17 protein-coding genes are annotated in these 15,558 nt (G+C 53.5%); 10 read left to right on the top strand and 7 right to left on the bottom strand.

Features of this window, described 5'->3' with window-relative positions:
* Position 1 precedes the first annotated feature (1 nt).
* The 3 genes from PGR09_RS07035 to patD are packed head-to-tail and all read left to right on the top strand — an operon-like array spanning position 2 to position 3,173.
* A complete protein-coding gene (locus PGR09_RS07035; protein ID WP_045394017.1) occupies positions 2–931 on the top strand; it encodes an ABC transporter permease in 930 nt (309 codons plus the stop codon).
* Positions 921–1,727: an ABC transporter permease gene (locus PGR09_RS07030; RefSeq protein WP_045394020.1), complete on the top strand. Its 807-nt coding sequence runs from the start codon at positions 921–923 to the stop codon at positions 1,725–1,727. Before PGR09_RS07035 ends, PGR09_RS07030 begins: the two co-directional genes overlap by 11 nt.
* Positions 1,728–1,748: 21 nt before the next feature.
* A complete protein-coding gene (gene patD, locus PGR09_RS07025; RefSeq protein WP_045394023.1) occupies positions 1,749–3,173 on the top strand; it encodes an aminobutyraldehyde dehydrogenase in 1,425 nt (474 codons plus the stop codon).
* A gap of 235 nt (positions 3,174–3,408) precedes the next feature.
* Here patD and PGR09_RS07020 read toward each other — a convergent pair whose 3' ends face one another.
* On the bottom strand, positions 3,409–3,531 hold the full coding sequence (locus PGR09_RS07020) for a small membrane protein (protein WP_072251384.1): 123 nt from the start codon (positions 3,529–3,531) through the stop codon (positions 3,409–3,411).
* A 789-nt stretch (positions 3,532–4,320) separates the two neighbouring features.
* The gene (gene yncL, locus PGR09_RS07015; protein ID WP_064571558.1) at positions 4,321–4,413 is read right to left on the bottom strand and encodes a stress response membrane protein YncL; all 93 of its coding nucleotides are present in this window, start codon (positions 4,411–4,413) and stop codon (positions 4,321–4,323) included.
* A 192-nt stretch (positions 4,414–4,605) separates the two neighbouring features.
* On the opposite strand from yncL, the gene PGR09_RS07010 reads away from it, so the two are divergent.
* Complete coding sequence (locus PGR09_RS07010) at positions 4,606–4,779, top strand: GhoT/OrtT family toxin (RefSeq protein ID WP_015366412.1); 174 nt, start codon at positions 4,606–4,608, stop codon at positions 4,777–4,779.
* Between the two features lie 75 nt (positions 4,780–4,854).
* Complete coding sequence (locus PGR09_RS07005) at positions 4,855–5,604, top strand: alpha/beta fold hydrolase (protein ID WP_045394028.1); 750 nt, start codon at positions 4,855–4,857, stop codon at positions 5,602–5,604.
* Positions 5,605–5,619: 15 nt separating this feature from the next.
* Here PGR09_RS07005 and PGR09_RS07000 read toward each other — a convergent pair whose 3' ends face one another.
* Positions 5,620–7,053 carry an aldehyde dehydrogenase gene (locus tag PGR09_RS07000; RefSeq protein WP_430915973.1) on the bottom strand — a complete coding sequence of 478 codons (1,434 nt, stop codon included), beginning with the start codon at positions 7,051–7,053 and terminating at the stop codon, positions 5,620–5,622.
* A 188-nt stretch (positions 7,054–7,241) separates the two neighbouring features.
* Positions 7,242–7,910: a hypothetical protein gene (locus PGR09_RS06995; RefSeq protein WP_047048753.1), complete on the bottom strand. Its 669-nt coding sequence runs from the start codon at positions 7,908–7,910 to the stop codon at positions 7,242–7,244.
* A 233-nt stretch (positions 7,911–8,143) separates the two neighbouring features.
* Here PGR09_RS06995 and PGR09_RS06990 point away from each other — a divergent pair, with 233 nt between their 5' ends.
* On the top strand, positions 8,144–9,742 hold the full coding sequence (locus tag PGR09_RS06990; RefSeq protein ID WP_045394035.1) for an ABC transporter substrate-binding protein: 1,599 nt from the start codon (positions 8,144–8,146) through the stop codon (positions 9,740–9,742).
* A gap of 17 nt (positions 9,743–9,759) precedes the next feature.
* Complete coding sequence (locus PGR09_RS06985) at positions 9,760–9,993, top strand: YdcY family protein (protein WP_047048747.1); 234 nt, start codon at positions 9,760–9,762, stop codon at positions 9,991–9,993.
* An 8-nt stretch (positions 9,994–10,001) separates the two neighbouring features.
* Here PGR09_RS06985 and PGR09_RS06980 read toward each other — a convergent pair whose 3' ends face one another.
* Together PGR09_RS06980 and PGR09_RS06975 are read right to left on the bottom strand one after the other, a co-directional pair.
* Positions 10,002–10,451, bottom strand: coding sequence for a DMT family transporter (locus tag PGR09_RS06980; protein ID WP_047048744.1), 450 nt, complete (start codon positions 10,449–10,451; stop codon positions 10,002–10,004).
* Complete coding sequence (locus tag PGR09_RS06975; protein ID WP_430915972.1) at positions 10,448–10,966, bottom strand: GNAT family N-acetyltransferase; 519 nt, start codon at positions 10,964–10,966, stop codon at positions 10,448–10,450. Before PGR09_RS06975 ends, PGR09_RS06980 begins: the two co-directional genes overlap by 4 nt.
* Positions 10,967–11,126: 160 nt before the next feature.
* On the opposite strand from PGR09_RS06975, the gene PGR09_RS06970 reads away from it, so the two are divergent.
* The 3 genes from PGR09_RS06970 (at position 11,127) to PGR09_RS06960 (ending at position 13,249) form a co-directional block, all read left to right on the top strand.
* The gene (locus PGR09_RS06970; RefSeq protein ID WP_015366420.1) at positions 11,127–11,702 is read left to right on the top strand and encodes a helix-turn-helix domain-containing protein; all 576 of its coding nucleotides are present in this window, start codon (positions 11,127–11,129) and stop codon (positions 11,700–11,702) included.
* Positions 11,703–11,767: 65 nt separating this feature from the next.
* Positions 11,768–12,805 (top strand): NADP-dependent oxidoreductase, encoded by a 1,038-nt coding sequence (locus tag PGR09_RS06965; protein WP_430915971.1) that lies wholly within the window; start codon positions 11,768–11,770, stop codon positions 12,803–12,805.
* A 150-nt stretch (positions 12,806–12,955) separates the two neighbouring features.
* Positions 12,956–13,249 (top strand): DUF406 domain-containing protein, encoded by a 294-nt coding sequence (locus PGR09_RS06960; RefSeq protein ID WP_430915970.1) that lies wholly within the window; start codon positions 12,956–12,958, stop codon positions 13,247–13,249.
* 72 nt (positions 13,250–13,321) lie between these two features.
* On the opposite strand, the gene pqqU is transcribed toward PGR09_RS06960, so the two are convergent.
* A complete protein-coding gene (gene pqqU / locus PGR09_RS06955; protein ID WP_047048732.1) occupies positions 13,322–15,433 on the bottom strand; it encodes a TonB-dependent receptor PqqU in 2,112 nt (703 codons plus the stop codon).
* Positions 15,434–15,558 lie beyond the last annotated feature (125 nt).

The following is a 15,558-nucleotide window of genomic DNA, read 5'->3' as shown; positions in this document are numbered from 1 at the left end:
GATGACGATGGCGCTTGTACAACCAACGACCGGGAGGATGTCAGGGCTGTTCTGGCGAAAACCGTCATTGGGCCTGTTTTTACTGCTGCTGGGCCCGTTGATGTGGTTTGGGATTGTCTATCTGGGATCGCTCCTGACGCTGTTGTGGCAAAGCTTCTATACCTTTGATGACTTTACGATGTCGGTCACCACGGATTTGACGCTCGCTAACCTGAAGGCGCTGTTTAATCCCGCCAACTACGACATCATTGTCCGTACCCTGGTGATGGCCATCTGCGTGACTATTGCCAGCGCAATCCTGGCGTTGCCGATGGCGTGGTATATGGCGCGTTATACCCGCGGCAAGATGAAAGCCTTCTTTTATATCGCGGTGATGTTGCCGATGTGGGCCAGCTATATCGTTAAGGCGTACGCCTGGACGCTATTGCTGGCGAAAGATGGCGTGGCACAATGGTTTCTCGGCCACCTTGGTCTGGAGAGCGTGTTAAATATGGTATTGACCATCCCGGCGGTCGGCGGCAATACCTTATCGACCTCCGGGCTCGGGCGATTCATGGTGTTCGTCTATATCTGGCTGCCGTTCATGATCCTGCCGGTACAGGCGGCGCTGGAACGCCTGCCGCCGTCGCTGCTGCAGGCCTCCGCCGATTTAGGCGCTCGACCGCAACAAACCTTCCGCTACGTGGTACTGCCTTTAGCCATACCGGGTATCGCGGCAGGTTCTATCTTTACCTTTTCCCTCACCCTTGGCGATTTTATTGTGCCGCAACTGGTGGGACCGCCCGGTTTCTTTATCGGCAACATGGTTTATTCGCAGCAAGGCGCGATTGGCAATATGCCGATGGCGGCGGCGTTCACGTTGGTGCCGATTGTTCTTATTGCACTGTATCTGGCGTTTGTTAAGCGCCTGGGAGCGTTTGATGCACTCTGAACGCGCACCGTTGTTTCTCAAAATCGCTACCTGGGGCGGAGTGGTATTTCTCCATTTTCCACTGCTGATTATCGCCTTGTACGCCTTTAATACAGAGGATGCCGCTTTCAGCTTCCCGCCGAAAGGGCTGACGCTCCGCTGGTTCAGCGAGGCTGCCGCTCGCGCAGATATCATTGAATCAGTGACGTTGTCACTTAAAATCGCCGCTTTATCCACGGGGATTGCGCTGGTGTTGGGCACTCTCGCTGCCGGCGCGCTGTGGCGGAGTTCGTTTTTTGGTAAGAATGCCGTGTCGCTGCTGTTGCTATTACCTATTGCACTTCCCGGCATCATTACCGGCCTGGCGCTGCTGACGGCATTTAAAGCCGTCAATCTTGAGCCTGGCTTGCTAACCATCGTGGTGGGTCACGCGACCTTCTGCGTGGTGGTGGTGTTTAACAACGTCATTGCCCGATTTCGCCGGACATCATGGAGTCTGGTGGAAGCATCGATGGATCTTGGCGCTACAGGCTGGCAAACCTTCCGTTACGTGGTGCTGCCCAATTTGGGTTCGGCACTGCTGGCGGGCGGGATGCTGGCATTCGCTCTGTCCTTTGATGAAATTATCGTCACTACCTTTACCGCCGGACATGAGCGGACGTTACCGTTGTGGTTGTTAAATCAACTGGGGCGCCCGCGCGATGTACCGGTCACCAACGTGGTCGCGCTGTTGGTGATGTTAGTGACGACTGTACCCATCCTGGGGGCCTGGTGGCTAACCCGTGACGGTGAGAATAACGCCGAAAGCGGAAAATAATACACTTTACAGGATCATGCTATGCAACATAACCTTTTGATAAACGGTCAATTAGTGGCGGGGGAAGGCGAGGTGCTGCCGGTATTCAATCCTGCCAATGGCGAAACGATTATTGAGATTGCGGAGGCGACCGAGGCGCAGGTTGATGCCGCCGTCAATGCTGCAGATCGTGCGTTTGTCAGCTGGAGCCAGACAACGCCGAAAACCCGCGCCGAATGTTTGCTGAAAATGGCGGATGTGATTACTGAACATGCAGAAACGCTCGCCAAACTGGAGTCTTTAAACTGCGGTAAACCGCTACATTGCGTTATCAATGATGAAATGCCGGCGATTGCCGATGTATTTCGCTTCTTCGCCGGCGCCGCGCGTTGCCTGCCGGGAATGGCTGCTGGGGAGTACCTTGAGGGGCATACCTCAATGATCCGCCGCGACCCGGTGGGGGTGGTGGCCTCGATTGCGCCGTGGAACTATCCGCTAATGATGGCGGCGTGGAAGCTGGCGCCCGCGCTGGCGGCCGGTAACTGCGTGGTGATTAAACCTTCAGAAATCACCCCACTGACGGCCTTGAAGCTGGCGGAACTTGCAAAAGACATTTTCCCGGCCGGCGTTATCAACGTGCTTTTCGGCCGGGGCCCAACTGTTGGCGACCCGCTCACCGGCCATAGTAAAGTGCGTATGGTTTCGTTGACTGGTTCGATTGCCACCGGCGCCCATATTATTGGTCACACGGCGAATTCGATTAAACGCACCCATATGGAGCTGGGCGGTAAAGCGCCGGTCATTGTTTTCGATGATGCCGATATCGATGCCGTCGTCGAGGGCATTCGTACTTTCGGTTTTTATAACGCCGGTCAGGACTGTACTGCCGCTTGCCGTATTTACGCGCAACAAGGCGTCTACGATCGGCTGGTTGAAAAACTAGGCGCGGCCGTGGCCAGCCTGAAAATGGGGCAACCGGACGATCCATCCACGGAACTGGGGCCGGTCAGTTCGCTTGCGCATCTCGAACGGGTGACAGCGGCTGTCAACGCTGCGCGCGCCTTACCGCATATTAAAGTGGTAACCGGCGGCAGCCGCGCGGCGGGGAGTGGTTACTATTTCCAGCCCACGCTGTTGGCTGGCGCACAGCAGGATGACGCTATCGTACAACGCGAAGTTTTTGGCCCGGTAGTTAGCGTGACGCCGTTTAGCGATGAGGAACAAGTATTAACCTGGGCTAATGATTCGCAATATGGGCTTGCCTCCTCGGTGTGGACGCAGGACGTGGGCCGCGCCCATCGCCTGAGCGCGCGTTTGCAGTACGGTTGCACCTGGGTTAATACCCATTTCATGCTGGTTAGCGAAATGCCGCACGGCGGACAGAAGCTATCTGGTTACGGCAAGGACATGTCGATGTATGGCCTGGAGGACTACACGGTGGTTCGTCATGTAATGGTGAAACATTGAATATTAACGTGCCGGCAGCATTACCACGCTAATAGTTGCAATAGCAATAAATGTTAAAAAAGATAAGGGGTAATATGAGAGTATTCTTATACCCCTTCAAGAGCTAAGCCATTGTGAGTGCCGGAGATAAGCGCCGGATGGGGTGTAAACAACTATGCATGCTATTAATTGTTGATCCCTGCAGGATGATGCGGGGATTTTTTTTGCGTATCGACTTTTTATGCCGATTTAATAATCAATGTTTGTCTTTTTTTGATGGCAGGCCCGAGTGGCGGCGCTCACGAATATAAGAGATAAGACTGTAGATTGCGATCACCAATAAGACTAAAGCCATTAGCAGGGCAAGTATTCCTGACATAAGCGACCTCAAAAATAAGTAACAGGAAAAGCAAAAACGTTATAACTAATAGTAATGAACCTATGCGGAAGTTCGTAAGTTTGCAAATAATAATTTCTTTCACTTACCGGAATATAGAGCACAAAATAACACCTGGAAATCTACAGTCCGCATTAACCATAAGGTTGAGCAGTCGATTGCTGATTATCGGCAGTCGCTAATTTAAGAAAATTCTCACCTCATAAAAGCCAAGTATAGTTAGCTATCCATAATCCGGTATGCGGATTGCCAGATCATTTTGTTATTTCCAATGAAATAAATTTCCTCTCGCTAGCAGAAGGGGGACATAACGGATCGCACTTCTCAGAAATGCTCTCCAGGAAGGGAATGATTGTAGCCATAATGTTAAATTCTGGATGAGATCGCCACGGGACAGTTGTTAGCGTGTAGGCGATTTGACTTTTTCGCCTCGCTCATGAGAAAATTTTACATAATTTGTTATTCTGACGTTGAATTGGTTTTGAAAAAGCTAGCATTTATCCTGTTACTCATCGGCGTAAGCGCAATGCTTTACGACAATCTCCCTGCCCAGCGAATTCGCGGCTGTGCAAGCCTGGGGGCAACAGAGGGGGTTTGTGCAGCGGTCGAGTGGGATACCGAAAAGCTTAATTTCTTGCCGTCATATAACCCGGAAAGTCTTAAGACTATTGTAGTGCTTCAACAGAAAGCCGACGGGAAACGCGCGACAATTAAATCATAAAAAAAGCAGCCGTTGAGGCTGCTTTTTTAGGTTTAGTTGCTGAAAAATTACTAAAACCAACCAAAACGAACGGATAACAGGCTAATAAGCGCAAGCGCTGCGCCGACATTAATCAGAATTACGGTTTTGCTGGAAACATCCATAACGCCACCTTTATGAGTAAGCCCCTACATTTATAGTCGGTGGCGTAGAGTTGCGCTATCGGACAACACTGAATCAACCGTTTTTCCATGGTCTTTGCAGTTGCTTGTTTTGTGAAGTATTGATCTCTGACGTACTAAGTGGTGCGGGACAGGATAACGCGTGTTGCGCGATGTCTGACAGGGAAGGAAAAAATGACTTTATACCAGAAGATGCTGGTTTTTTATGCCGTAATGGGCTGTATTTGTGCGTTGATAAGCTGGTTTTTAACTAAGGAAAGCCGCTGCATTCGGCTGCTGGCAGCGCTGTTGATTGGTGCGACATGGCCGTTCAGCTTCCCTATGGCACTGCTGGTTTCACTTTTCTGAACAACAGAAATGGCTGGCCTAATTATCTTGATGGCTGTATATAAATACAGTTAAAAATAATAAGGATGCCATCTGATGAACAGCTTCTATTCGCATTTAGCCGGCGCAACGGTCCGTTGGTTTGATTTCCAAGGCCAGGGGGACCCTATTGTGTTCATTCATGGGTTAGGTTGCGCCTCTTCATACGATTACCCGCCAGTGGTTTCTAACCCTATATTGAATGGGCGCCGGGCCTTACTAATTGATCTTCCAGGCTATGGTTACAGCGATAAACCGCTTCAGTTTGGCTACCGAATTGCTGACCAGGCTGCGGTCGTTGTGGAGTGGCTGAACAAATTGCAGGTCAGCCGCTGCATTCTCTACGGCCATAGTATGGGGGGCAGTGTGGCTATTGAGGCAGCGCAGCGGCTGGGCAAACGCGTTGAGGCCTTAATTGTCGCCGAGCCCAATCTCTATGCCGGTGGGGGATTTTATAGCTGTAAAATCGCCGGGCAGACGGAAGATGATTTTATCGCCAACGGCTATCAGTCGATGCTGGCGGCAGAAACGTCCCCATGGAAAGGTTGCCTACAAAATAGCGCACCGTGGGCGTTATGGCGGGGAGCTACCAGCCTGGTAGTAGGTGCTTCTCCCTCCTGGTTTGAGCGTTTTATTCACCTGCAATGCCGTAAGACGCTTATCTACGGTAGTTTATCGCTACCCTCACAGGAAGCGGAAGACGTCGAAACTGCGGGTATCGCATTGGCTGTCATACCACAGGCGGGGCATTCGATGGCTTGGGAAAACCCGGCCGCGCTGGCGCGCGCGATTGCCGGGCTGGTCTGAAAGCATCGCGGTAAATCAGAACGGTAATTCGCGTGGCCGAGTTTGCATGGTTATCCAGCGAAGCTCGGTGAATTCAGCGATCCCGGCGCGCCCGCCAAAGCGACCATAGCCGGACGATTTACAGCCGCCGAACGGCATCTGGGCTTCATCATGTACGGTAGGGCCGTTAATATGGCAAATACCGGTTTGCAGGTTTTGCGCCACATTCCAGGCGCGGGCGCTATCGCGGCTATAAACCGCTGCCGCCAGGCCGTATTCGCTATCGTTCGCGACGGCCAGAGCCTCTTCCTCGCCGTTAACCCGGATCACCGATTTGACCGGGCCAAAAGATTCCTCATGCCATATGCGCATTTCACGCGTTACGCCATCCAGCAGGGTGGCGCGCATTTGCGTCGACTCCGCTTTTCCACCGCAGAGTAAATGTGCGCCTTTACTTAGCGCATCATCAATCAACGCGTTGCAGCGTTGTACCGTTTTCAAATCGACCACCGGGCCGAGAAGCGTAGAAGGTAGTGCGGAAGCGCGTTGGCTGATTAATGCGACGAACTCATCCGCGATGCTCTCATCGACAATAATGCGTTCGGTCGACATACAAATCTGTCCGGCGTTGGCAAAAGCGCCGAAAATCGCGCCAGCCGCGGCTTGTTGTAAATCTGCGTCATCCAGGGCTAACAGCGGCGCTTTGCCACCCAGTTCAAGTATCGCAGGTTTCAGATGCTCTCCGCAGGTGCGGGCAATAATGCGCCCCACTGGCGTTGAACCGGTAAAATTGACCCGTCGTATGGCGGGGTGAGCAATCAGCGTCTCCACCAGCGCAGGCGCATCGGCTGGCGAGCAGGTAAGATAATTCACTACTCCATCGGGAAATCCCGCCGCCGCGAGGGCATCGACGATTAAGCTTTGCGTCGCCGGTGAGAGTTCCGAGCCCTTAAGGATAACCGTATTGCCACAGGCCAGCGGCGTGGCGATGGCGCGGGTCGCCAGAATGAGCGGCGCATTCCACGGCGCCATAGCCAGCACCACGCCGGCCCCCTGACGTACGCCCATCGCCAGATTGCCGGCCACGTTGGAGGGAATAATTTGACCTTCGATTTGCGTGGTTAAGGCCGCGGCTTCACGCAAAATATCTGCCGCCAGGTGTACGTTGAATCCGGCCCAGTGCGCTGTCGCGCCGGTCTCCGCCGCCATAGCAGCGATAAATTTCGCCTCTCTACGCTGCATTTGCTCGGCGGCTTCCAACAACAGCCGGCGACGTTCGGAGGGGATGGTGTCGCGCCATGAGGGGAATGCGGCGGCGGCTGCTTCTGCACAGCGACGAGCGTCGTTGATGCTCGCCGCTGCGGCGGTAGAGGCTATCTCGCTATGTTGCGGATAACGGCGAGTGAAAGTGGCGTGACCTTCGGCATCGTGCCAGCGGCCGCCGCTATATAAGCTGCAGGTTATTGTCATTAGCGTAACCTCATTGGTCTGCGGAGCGTCGAGTCTACCGCCTTACCTCATTGCGCAGCGGCGAAAGGGCGGTTATCGCACAATTTTTTTGCAGATTTCTCAGCGGGTCACAACTTAGTACAATAATGAGAACGGCGAACATGGGCCGCAGCAAACACAATCTATTCGCCACAGCCCACAGAGGATAGTTAATGTAATGGCTGTTCCTGTAGCGCGTCAGAATATTGTTTTAGTCTTTTAATTTTATCTTTTAAAATCCAGCTTAACTCGGAAATATTCATTTTTATTTCGTCAATATCGACCGAACTGCCTTCCACGAAGGCAGGCGTTGTGCCGACGACGCCGCTCGCCAACGCTTTATTTGTTTCACAGCGATAGCCGATCTCATAAAGCCTATCGCTTAGCTTTTTCTCAAAAGCGTTGAGATTGTCATAAGCCCTGAGATAGTCCGTAATTTGCGCGGCGGAATGTAATATATAAAATCGTGATTTCACGGCCGGCGTTTTATCAAGATCAATAGCAATTGAGTCGTCGGGAACGAATAGATTAACGGTGGGTACTGCCGCCGCTGGCGAACGTCGGGTTACATCATAAATCCCTCCATCGTCGGCCTGTAAGGCGGCGTGATGCGTTGCGACCAGAAAACAGCCCGGCCAGTAGTTTATCTCCCAGCCCAGCAGCATTTTTCCACCGACCTGTTCGATCGCCGCGCTGACGTTCCAGTAGGCGTTTCCCTCGGGCCCCGGTTTATCAATAACCGGGAGATAGATTGGACTGGCGCCAGGATTCAACTCTTCGGCAAATTGCAACAACCGCGGATCGTTGAGGGTGATAGGCTGATAAATCGAATTCGTCATGTAACGCTCCTTTGACTGAAATGGGACAATGCGGCACGCGATTGGATCTTAGTCGTAAATAATCATTTTGTCGTACCGGTGCGGGAGTCGCTGATGATAGTGACGTTAAGCAAAGCAAACAGCGCTAACCTTATGAGTTAAAGTGTGAATCTAATAGCGATTCATTATTTGCTGGTTGTATTCCGCTGTGCTGTTATTAGTAGGCATATAACAAATTTATAAGGTTTATAACCATGTCTACAGGGAAATCACTACTTGCGCTGGCCCTAAGCGCGCTGCTACCGGCCGGCGCCGCGTGGGCGGCATCCAACGACACGCTGGTCTACTGCTCGGAAGCCTCGCCGGAATCCTTTAACCCGCAAATCGCCAGCTCTGGCCCTTCATTCGTTGCCAGCTCACAGGTGCTCTATAACCGCCTGATTACCTTCGACCCGCTTAAAAACACGCCGATTCCGTCGCTGGCGACCGAATGGAAAGTGTCTCCGGATGGTAAAACCTGGACCTTTACGCTGCGTAAAGGCGTGCAGTTCAACAGCAATAAATACTTTAAGCCGACCCGCGATTTCAATGCGGATGATGTGCTGTTCTCGGTGCTGCGTCAGCAGGATCCGCAGCATCCTTATCACAACGTGTCGCAGGGCAATTATGAATATTTCCACGACGTCGGTCTTGATAAGCTGATTAAAGAAGTGAAGAAGATCGATGATTATCACGTTCAGTTTGTACTGAGCGAGCCCAACGCGGCGTTTCTCGCCGACTGGGGGATGGATTTCGCTTCGATTCTTTCTGCGGAATATGCCGATGCGATGTTGAAAAAAGGAACGCCGGAATACGTCGATAGCTGGCCGATTGGCACCGGCCCGTACGCGCTCCAGCAGTATAAAGTGGATTCACAAATCCGCTATATTGCCAACCCGCACTATTGGGAAGGCGAGGTGCCGACTAAACATCTGATCTTCTCGATTACGCCGAACGTTGAGACTCGTCTGGCTAAGCTGCAGACCAATGAATGCCAGATTATTCCCGCACCATCGCCGGTACAGTTCCCGGTGATTAAAGGGAATAAAGATCTGGCGCTACACGCGGTGGAAGCGTTGAACGTGGGGTATCTGGCATTTAATACTGAAAAGAAACCGTTTGATAACGTGCTGGTACGTCAGGCGCTGAACTACGCCACCGATAAGCAGGCGATTGTGAAAGCGGTCTTCCTTGATTCCGGCAACGTGGCGAAATCGCCGATCCCGGCCAATATGCTCGGTTACAAGAAGGATTTACCGGATTACGACTACAATCCGCAGAAGGCGAAAGAGCTGCTTAAGCAGGCGGGATTGGAGCAGGGCGCAGAAGTGACCCTATGGTCGATGCCGGTACAGCGTCCGTATAACCCGAACTCGAAGCGGGTCGCTGAAATGATTCAGAATGACTGGAGTAAGGTCGGCATTAAAGCGAAAATCGTTAGCTATGAGTGGGGCGAATACCTTTCCGGGATGCGCAAGGGCGAGCATGATAGCGCGCTGTTTGGCTGGATGTCCGATAACGGCGACCCGGACAACTTCGCCGGCACGCTGTTAAGCTGTGATAATATCAAAACCGGCTCTAACGTGGCGCGCTGGTGCGATAAGTCCTATGATGCGCTGGTGAAAAAAGCGCTTCTGCTAAGCGATCCGCAGGCGCGCGCCAAACTTTACCAACAGGCTCAGGAAATTTTCTATCAGCAGGCGCCGTGGATCACGCTGGCGACGGGTAAAACTTTCTACGCCACCCGCAGCAACGTCAGCGGCTACAGCGTGAGTCTGATGGGAAGCGATTTTTCCAAAGCGAAGCTGAATTGATCAAAAAGGAGAGCAGGATGGCCCATCTGGACGATGTCATTGCCAGGGTCGATGAGACCATTGCCGGGGGCGTGATTAGCCATATGAACGAGCTACTGATTGCGTTAAGCGATGATGCTGAACTGGGCCGTGAAGAACGCTATACCCAGCAGCAGCGCCTGCGCACGGCGATAGCCCATCACGGGCGTCAACATCATGAAGATCAGGAAGCCCGCCGCGAACAGTTAACCAAAGGCGGCGAGATCCTTTAAGGGTGAGCTCAAAACTGGCGTCTGGCGACCAACCAGGCGCCGACCACCAGCATCACCGCCCCGCATACTGGCCCGATTAACGCCCTAATCGGCACGCCGTGGGCGCGAATCAAATCAATAATCAACCCGCCTACCAGTTGACTGGCCACCAGTACCGCAATGGTCGTCGCCGCCCCTACGGTTTGATAACCGCTGATGCTGGCGAAGACGAAAAACGATCCCAGTAGGCCGGGGATGAGGGTCCACCATTTGATATTCAGCGCCAGTTCCTGAAAACCTGCCGCGCCGTGGCGCAATAGCAAAATAGTCACAAAAATAACAATTCCCACCAGCGAATTGAGCAACATGGCGATAAGAATCGTCGAGGCGGATTGGGTAATGCGGACCATCAGGGTGTTTTGCAACACCAGACCGACGCCCGCCGCTATCAGGCAGGCAAGGGTGAGCGACTGATTCATGCCTCGCCGTCCGGTTCCTGGCGATCGTCGAGCTGTAGCTGCATAAAGGTCAGATCCAACCAGCGGCCGAATTTAGTTCCCACCTGCGGCATCTGCCCACTGGTGATAAATCCCAGGGTTTCATGCAGATGCAACGAAGCGTGGTTGCGGGATTCAATTCCGGCTACCATCACATGTTTACGCAGGCGTCGCGCTTCAGCGATAAGCGCGACCAACAACTTGCGGCCGACCCCCTTACCTTGATGATCGGGATGGACATACACCGAATGTTCAACGGTATGGCGGAAACCGTCAAATGCGCGCCAGTCGCCGAACGAGGAGTACCCGGTAATCACGCCGTTTTCTTCACTCACCAGCACCGGATAACCGGCAATCTGCCGGGCTTCAAACCAGGCAATACGGTTATCGGTATCGACGGTTTTGTCATTCCAGATGGCAGCGGTATGCAGTACGGCGTGATTATAGATTTCGGCGATCGCCGCGCAATCGTCTTTACTGGCATGGCGGATGGACATAGCAAGCCTCAAAGTCTGTACACTATAGTAGTACGGTATTATTACAATAATGAACGGCAGGCTGTCATCAGTTTTAGCAATAAATTTTACACAGAACGCTGCAGTATCGGGGATAGCGGACAGTTGTGTAATACGGTGGTGCGCACTATATTGTTACGCCATGAATACTATAGAAGACAACCTCAACCAGCGCATTAGCGCACGCATTCGTATCGAACGCGAGTCCCGCGGCTGGTCGTTGAGCGATCTGGCTGAACGCGCCGGGGCCTCGCGGGCAATGGTGCATAAAATTGAACGTGGCGAGAGTAGCCCCACCGCGGCGATGCTGGGCCGTCTCTCTGGCGCGTTTGGCATCAGTATGTCGACGTTAATTGCGCGTGCAGAGATGCAGGAGGGCAAGCTTTTGCGCTTTGCCAACCAGCCGGTGTGGCGCGATCCGCAAAGCCACTATTTGCGCCGGCACGTCTCGCCGCGTAGCGATCTGCCGATCGACCTGGTGCAAATAGAGTTGCCGGCCGGCAGCGATGTACCGATGCCCGCTTCTTCGTACGCGCTGGCGCGACAGCTCATCTGGCTACAGCAGGGTGAGTTAGTTTTTGTTGAAGGGAATACTCGCCATCAGATGCAGGCGGGGGATTGTCTGGAACTGGGGCCGCCCAACGATTGCCGGTTTATCAATGAGTCCAGCGAGACTTGCGTCTATCTGGTGGTACGCCTGAATCAATCCGGCTCATAATGTTAAAGCGCGTTAAGCATAAAACGGCTAGCCTCAGTACAGGCCGTTAACAAGAGGAGTTTGCTATGACCGCTAATCCACAACGCCATCACCGCTGGGTATTGGCTTCACGCCCGCACGGTGAACCTACCGCCGAAAATTTCAGACTGGAAGAGGGCGATCTGCCGACGCCGGGGGCGAACCAGATCCTGCTGCGGACTATTTATTTGTCACTCGACCCTTATATGCGCGGACGGATGAGCGATGCGCCTTCTTATTCGCCACCGGTGGAGATTGGCGCGGTGATGGTCGGGGGGACGGTAAGCCGTGTGGTGAGCTCTAATCACCCTGATTTTAAACCCGGTGAGTGGGTGCTTGGCTATAGTGGCTGGCAGGATTATGCGCTTTCCGATGGTAGCGATTTGGTTAAGCTCGGCGACAATCCTGAACACCCTTCCTGGGCGCTGGGGGTGTTAGGTATGCCGGGATTTACCGCTTATATGGGGCTGCTGGATATCGGCCAGCCGAAAGCGGGCGAAACGCTGGTGGTGGCGGCGGCAACCGGGCCGGTGGGGGCCACCGTCGGGCAGATCGGCAAACTTAAGGGTTGCCGCACCGTCGGCATTGCCGGCGGCGCCGAGAAATGTCGTTATGCGGTAGAGACTTTAGGCTTCGATGTTTGTCTTGATCACCGCGCTGCGGATTTCAGCCAGCAGCTGGCGCAGGCGTGTCCGCAGGGAATCGATGTCTATTATGAGAACGTCGGCGGTAAAGTCTTTGATGCGGTTCTGCCGTTGCTGAATACCGCGGCGCGGGTTCCCGTGTGCGGATTGGTTAGCGGCTACAACGCCACCTCGCTGCCGGATGGACCGGATCGGCTGCCGCTGCTGATGGCGACAATCCTTAAAAAACGCATTCGTATGCAGGGCTTTATCATTGGCCAGGATTATGGCCATCGCATTGCCGAGTTCCAGCAGCAAATGGGGCGCTGGGTACAGGAAGGTAAAATCAAATATCGCGAGCAGCAGATTGATGGCCTGGCGCAGGCGCCGCAGGCGCTGATTGGTCTGCTGAAGGGAGAAAACTTCGGCAAAGTGGTGATTAACGTCGCAGTGGACGAGTAACGTCACCGCCTTCTCTGACGCCCCCGAAGACGCGTGCGGGGGCGCTTTCGCCGCCTTTAACCAACAAAATGACTAATCCATACTTTTATTAATGGTTTGCTTTTCCGTGAGCGGCTTTTTATCCTTAAGGAAACTTAAGAGGTTAATGCGATGAAAGATGTAGTTGATAAATGCAGTACCAAAGGCTGCGCCATTGATGTTGGCACCATTATCGATAACGAAGACTGCGTTTACCGGGTCGAGAAACTTTTCCCTACCCGTGAAGAGGCGGAGTCCGCGGTAGCGGCCATTCGCGAACGCGCCGTTGCCGCCGCCAGCGAAACGCCGTCCGTAAATTACACGATTGAGCCGGTGGGTAATGAGGCGAAACTGGGCGCGGCTGTGAATTTCTCCTGCCAGGCGGAAAAAATTATTTTCGAATTGTCCTTGAGAAGCGCGTTCTAACAGACTGCGGCGGAATCAAAAAGGGATCCCAATTGGGATCCCTTTTTTATCATCACCCATCGGCGGGCGTAGTTACTCGAAACGCCAGGCGAGATTCATACCGATGCCGAAGTTACGGCCCGGCGCCGGTTCGTAATAACGACCATTGGATTCGTTGACAATCACTGAGCCCGCGTAATTACGGTCAAACAGGTTATCGACCCGGCCGAACAGATCCATATCCATTTTCCCGTAGCTCCACTTATAGCCGGTGGTCAGGCCAACCACGGTCCAAGATGGCGCTTTGGCGGTGTTGGCGTCGTTGGCCATAATGTCGCCCATATAACGGATATCGCTCCCCGCGTACCAACCCTGTTCCGGCTGGTAGCCGAAAGAGGCATAGCCCATATTGCGGGCGATGCCCGGAATGCGATTGCCGTTGCAGTCTGACGAACCGCAAACGTTCGTGCGATAGGTGGCATCGAGCCAGGTCCATGCCGCTTTTAATTTCCAGCTGTCGCCAAACTGCTGGTCGAGGCCAAGTTCCATTCCCTGACGACGGGTTTTACCGGCGTTTTTATAGCTGGTGCGGCCGCCGCTGCTGGAGTCGACCACAATCTCATTGTCGGTATCGGTCTGGAACAGCGCGGCGGTGAACAGTCCGTTGCCTATCCGCGTTTTGCTGCCAATTTCCACGGTCTCATTCGTAGATGGTTTAAGATCGAAGTTTAATCCGCTCTGATTGCCGGAACGATACGAGAGTTCATTGATTGTCGGCGTTTCAAAACCGCGCCCGGCGGAAAGATAGATATTCCAGGCATCCGTGACGGCATATTTCAATGAACCGGCTGGCAGCCATTTGTGATAGCTGGCATCGCCGCTATCGTCGCCGTTACCCGGAGTGACGTAATAGTCGTTAGAGTCAAACCACACCGAACTGTAGCGGACGCCAGCATCTAGGGTAAGCTTCTGCGTCAACTGCCACTGGGTTTGCAGGTACGGATCCAGGTTCCACATCAGATTGCGTTCATTACGGCGCAGGTCGCCCTGTTCGCCGTATTGCGGCGCGCCGTTCACCAGAACGTAGTTTTCATAGCCCTTACGTCGTTCGCTCATGTTTTCGTAATCAAGACCGGTGGTAAAGGTCACCGGCACCAGTAATTCACCGCGGTGGGTCCAGCGGGTGTCGATCCCCTGATAATGTCGAGTTAAATCGATGACGCCCCCGGAATGCGAGGGCTTCAACTGCGGCGCCATCGGGATTGATTGGTACTGAGTGGTTTCGCGCTCGCCGGCGTACATCATCACGCTCAGATCGTCCTGCTGGCTAAGCTGGCGTTCGTAACGTAACCCGGCCTGGGTCTGTTTCACCGTTTTACGCGTGTTGTATTGATCGCCGCGCGGCGATTGGCGCGGATTATTCTGCCACTCCTCGTAGCTCAATCCGCCCGGGTCATTAGCTTTGATATCCACGCTATTGAATAGCAATGTTAATTTACTGACGTCGTTAATCCGCACGCCTAATTTGGCGTTGGCGAGATTTTTACGCGCGCCGCTGTGATCGCGAGAACCATGAGTGGTGAAACGGTTGGTCGACACCGTGTAGTCGACATCACCTGCCTGGCTACCGTCGCCGACGGCGCCGGTAGCTTTCAGTCCGTAATGCCAGGTACCGAAGCTGCCGTAGTAGCTGCTGGCCTCGATGGTCGGCGGCTGGCTGCCGGTTTGGGTATTGACGTTAATTACGCCGCCGGAAGAGTTGCCATAGAGCGCGGAAAAAGGTCCGCGTAACACTTCCAGACTATCGATGCTGCCGATATCGATATTCGATGTCTGCCCCTGGCCATCGGGCATGGTGGCAGGGATACCGTCAACATATAGCCGCAGGCCACGGACGCCGTAGGTGGAGCGGGAACCGAAACCACGAATCGACAACTGCAAATCCTGAGCATAGTTTTGCCGGTTTTGTACCTGCAAACCGGGTACCGCGCCGAGCGATTCCGAGAGGTTAATTCGCGGGGCGGCCTGACGCATATCATCGCCATTCACTACGCTGACGGCGGCAGGGGTATCCAGTTCGGAAACCGCGGTAGGCGTCGCCGTGACGACCATGGTTTGTTCGTCGTTGGTGCTGGCGTGCACGTTGGCGACGAGAGGGAGTAATAAAGCGGGGAGCGCGACCGTGCGCATGGCAATAATCTTCATCAGAGCGACTCGCAAAGAGAAACGTACCAAATGGAACATATGTATATATGTTACACCGTTTGTAAATTCTTTGAAAAGAATTAACTAACCGGTCGTTAAGTAATGGCAAGTAAAGGTGATTCTTT

Origin of the sequence: Klebsiella sp. 141251, assembly GCF_050600725.1 — a bacterium.
Lineage (GTDB): Bacteria > Pseudomonadota > Gammaproteobacteria > Enterobacterales > Enterobacteriaceae > Klebsiella > Klebsiella aerogenes.
The sequence above is the reverse complement of the archived record's forward strand: the minus strand, read 5'-3'. Positions and strand labels throughout refer to the sequence as shown.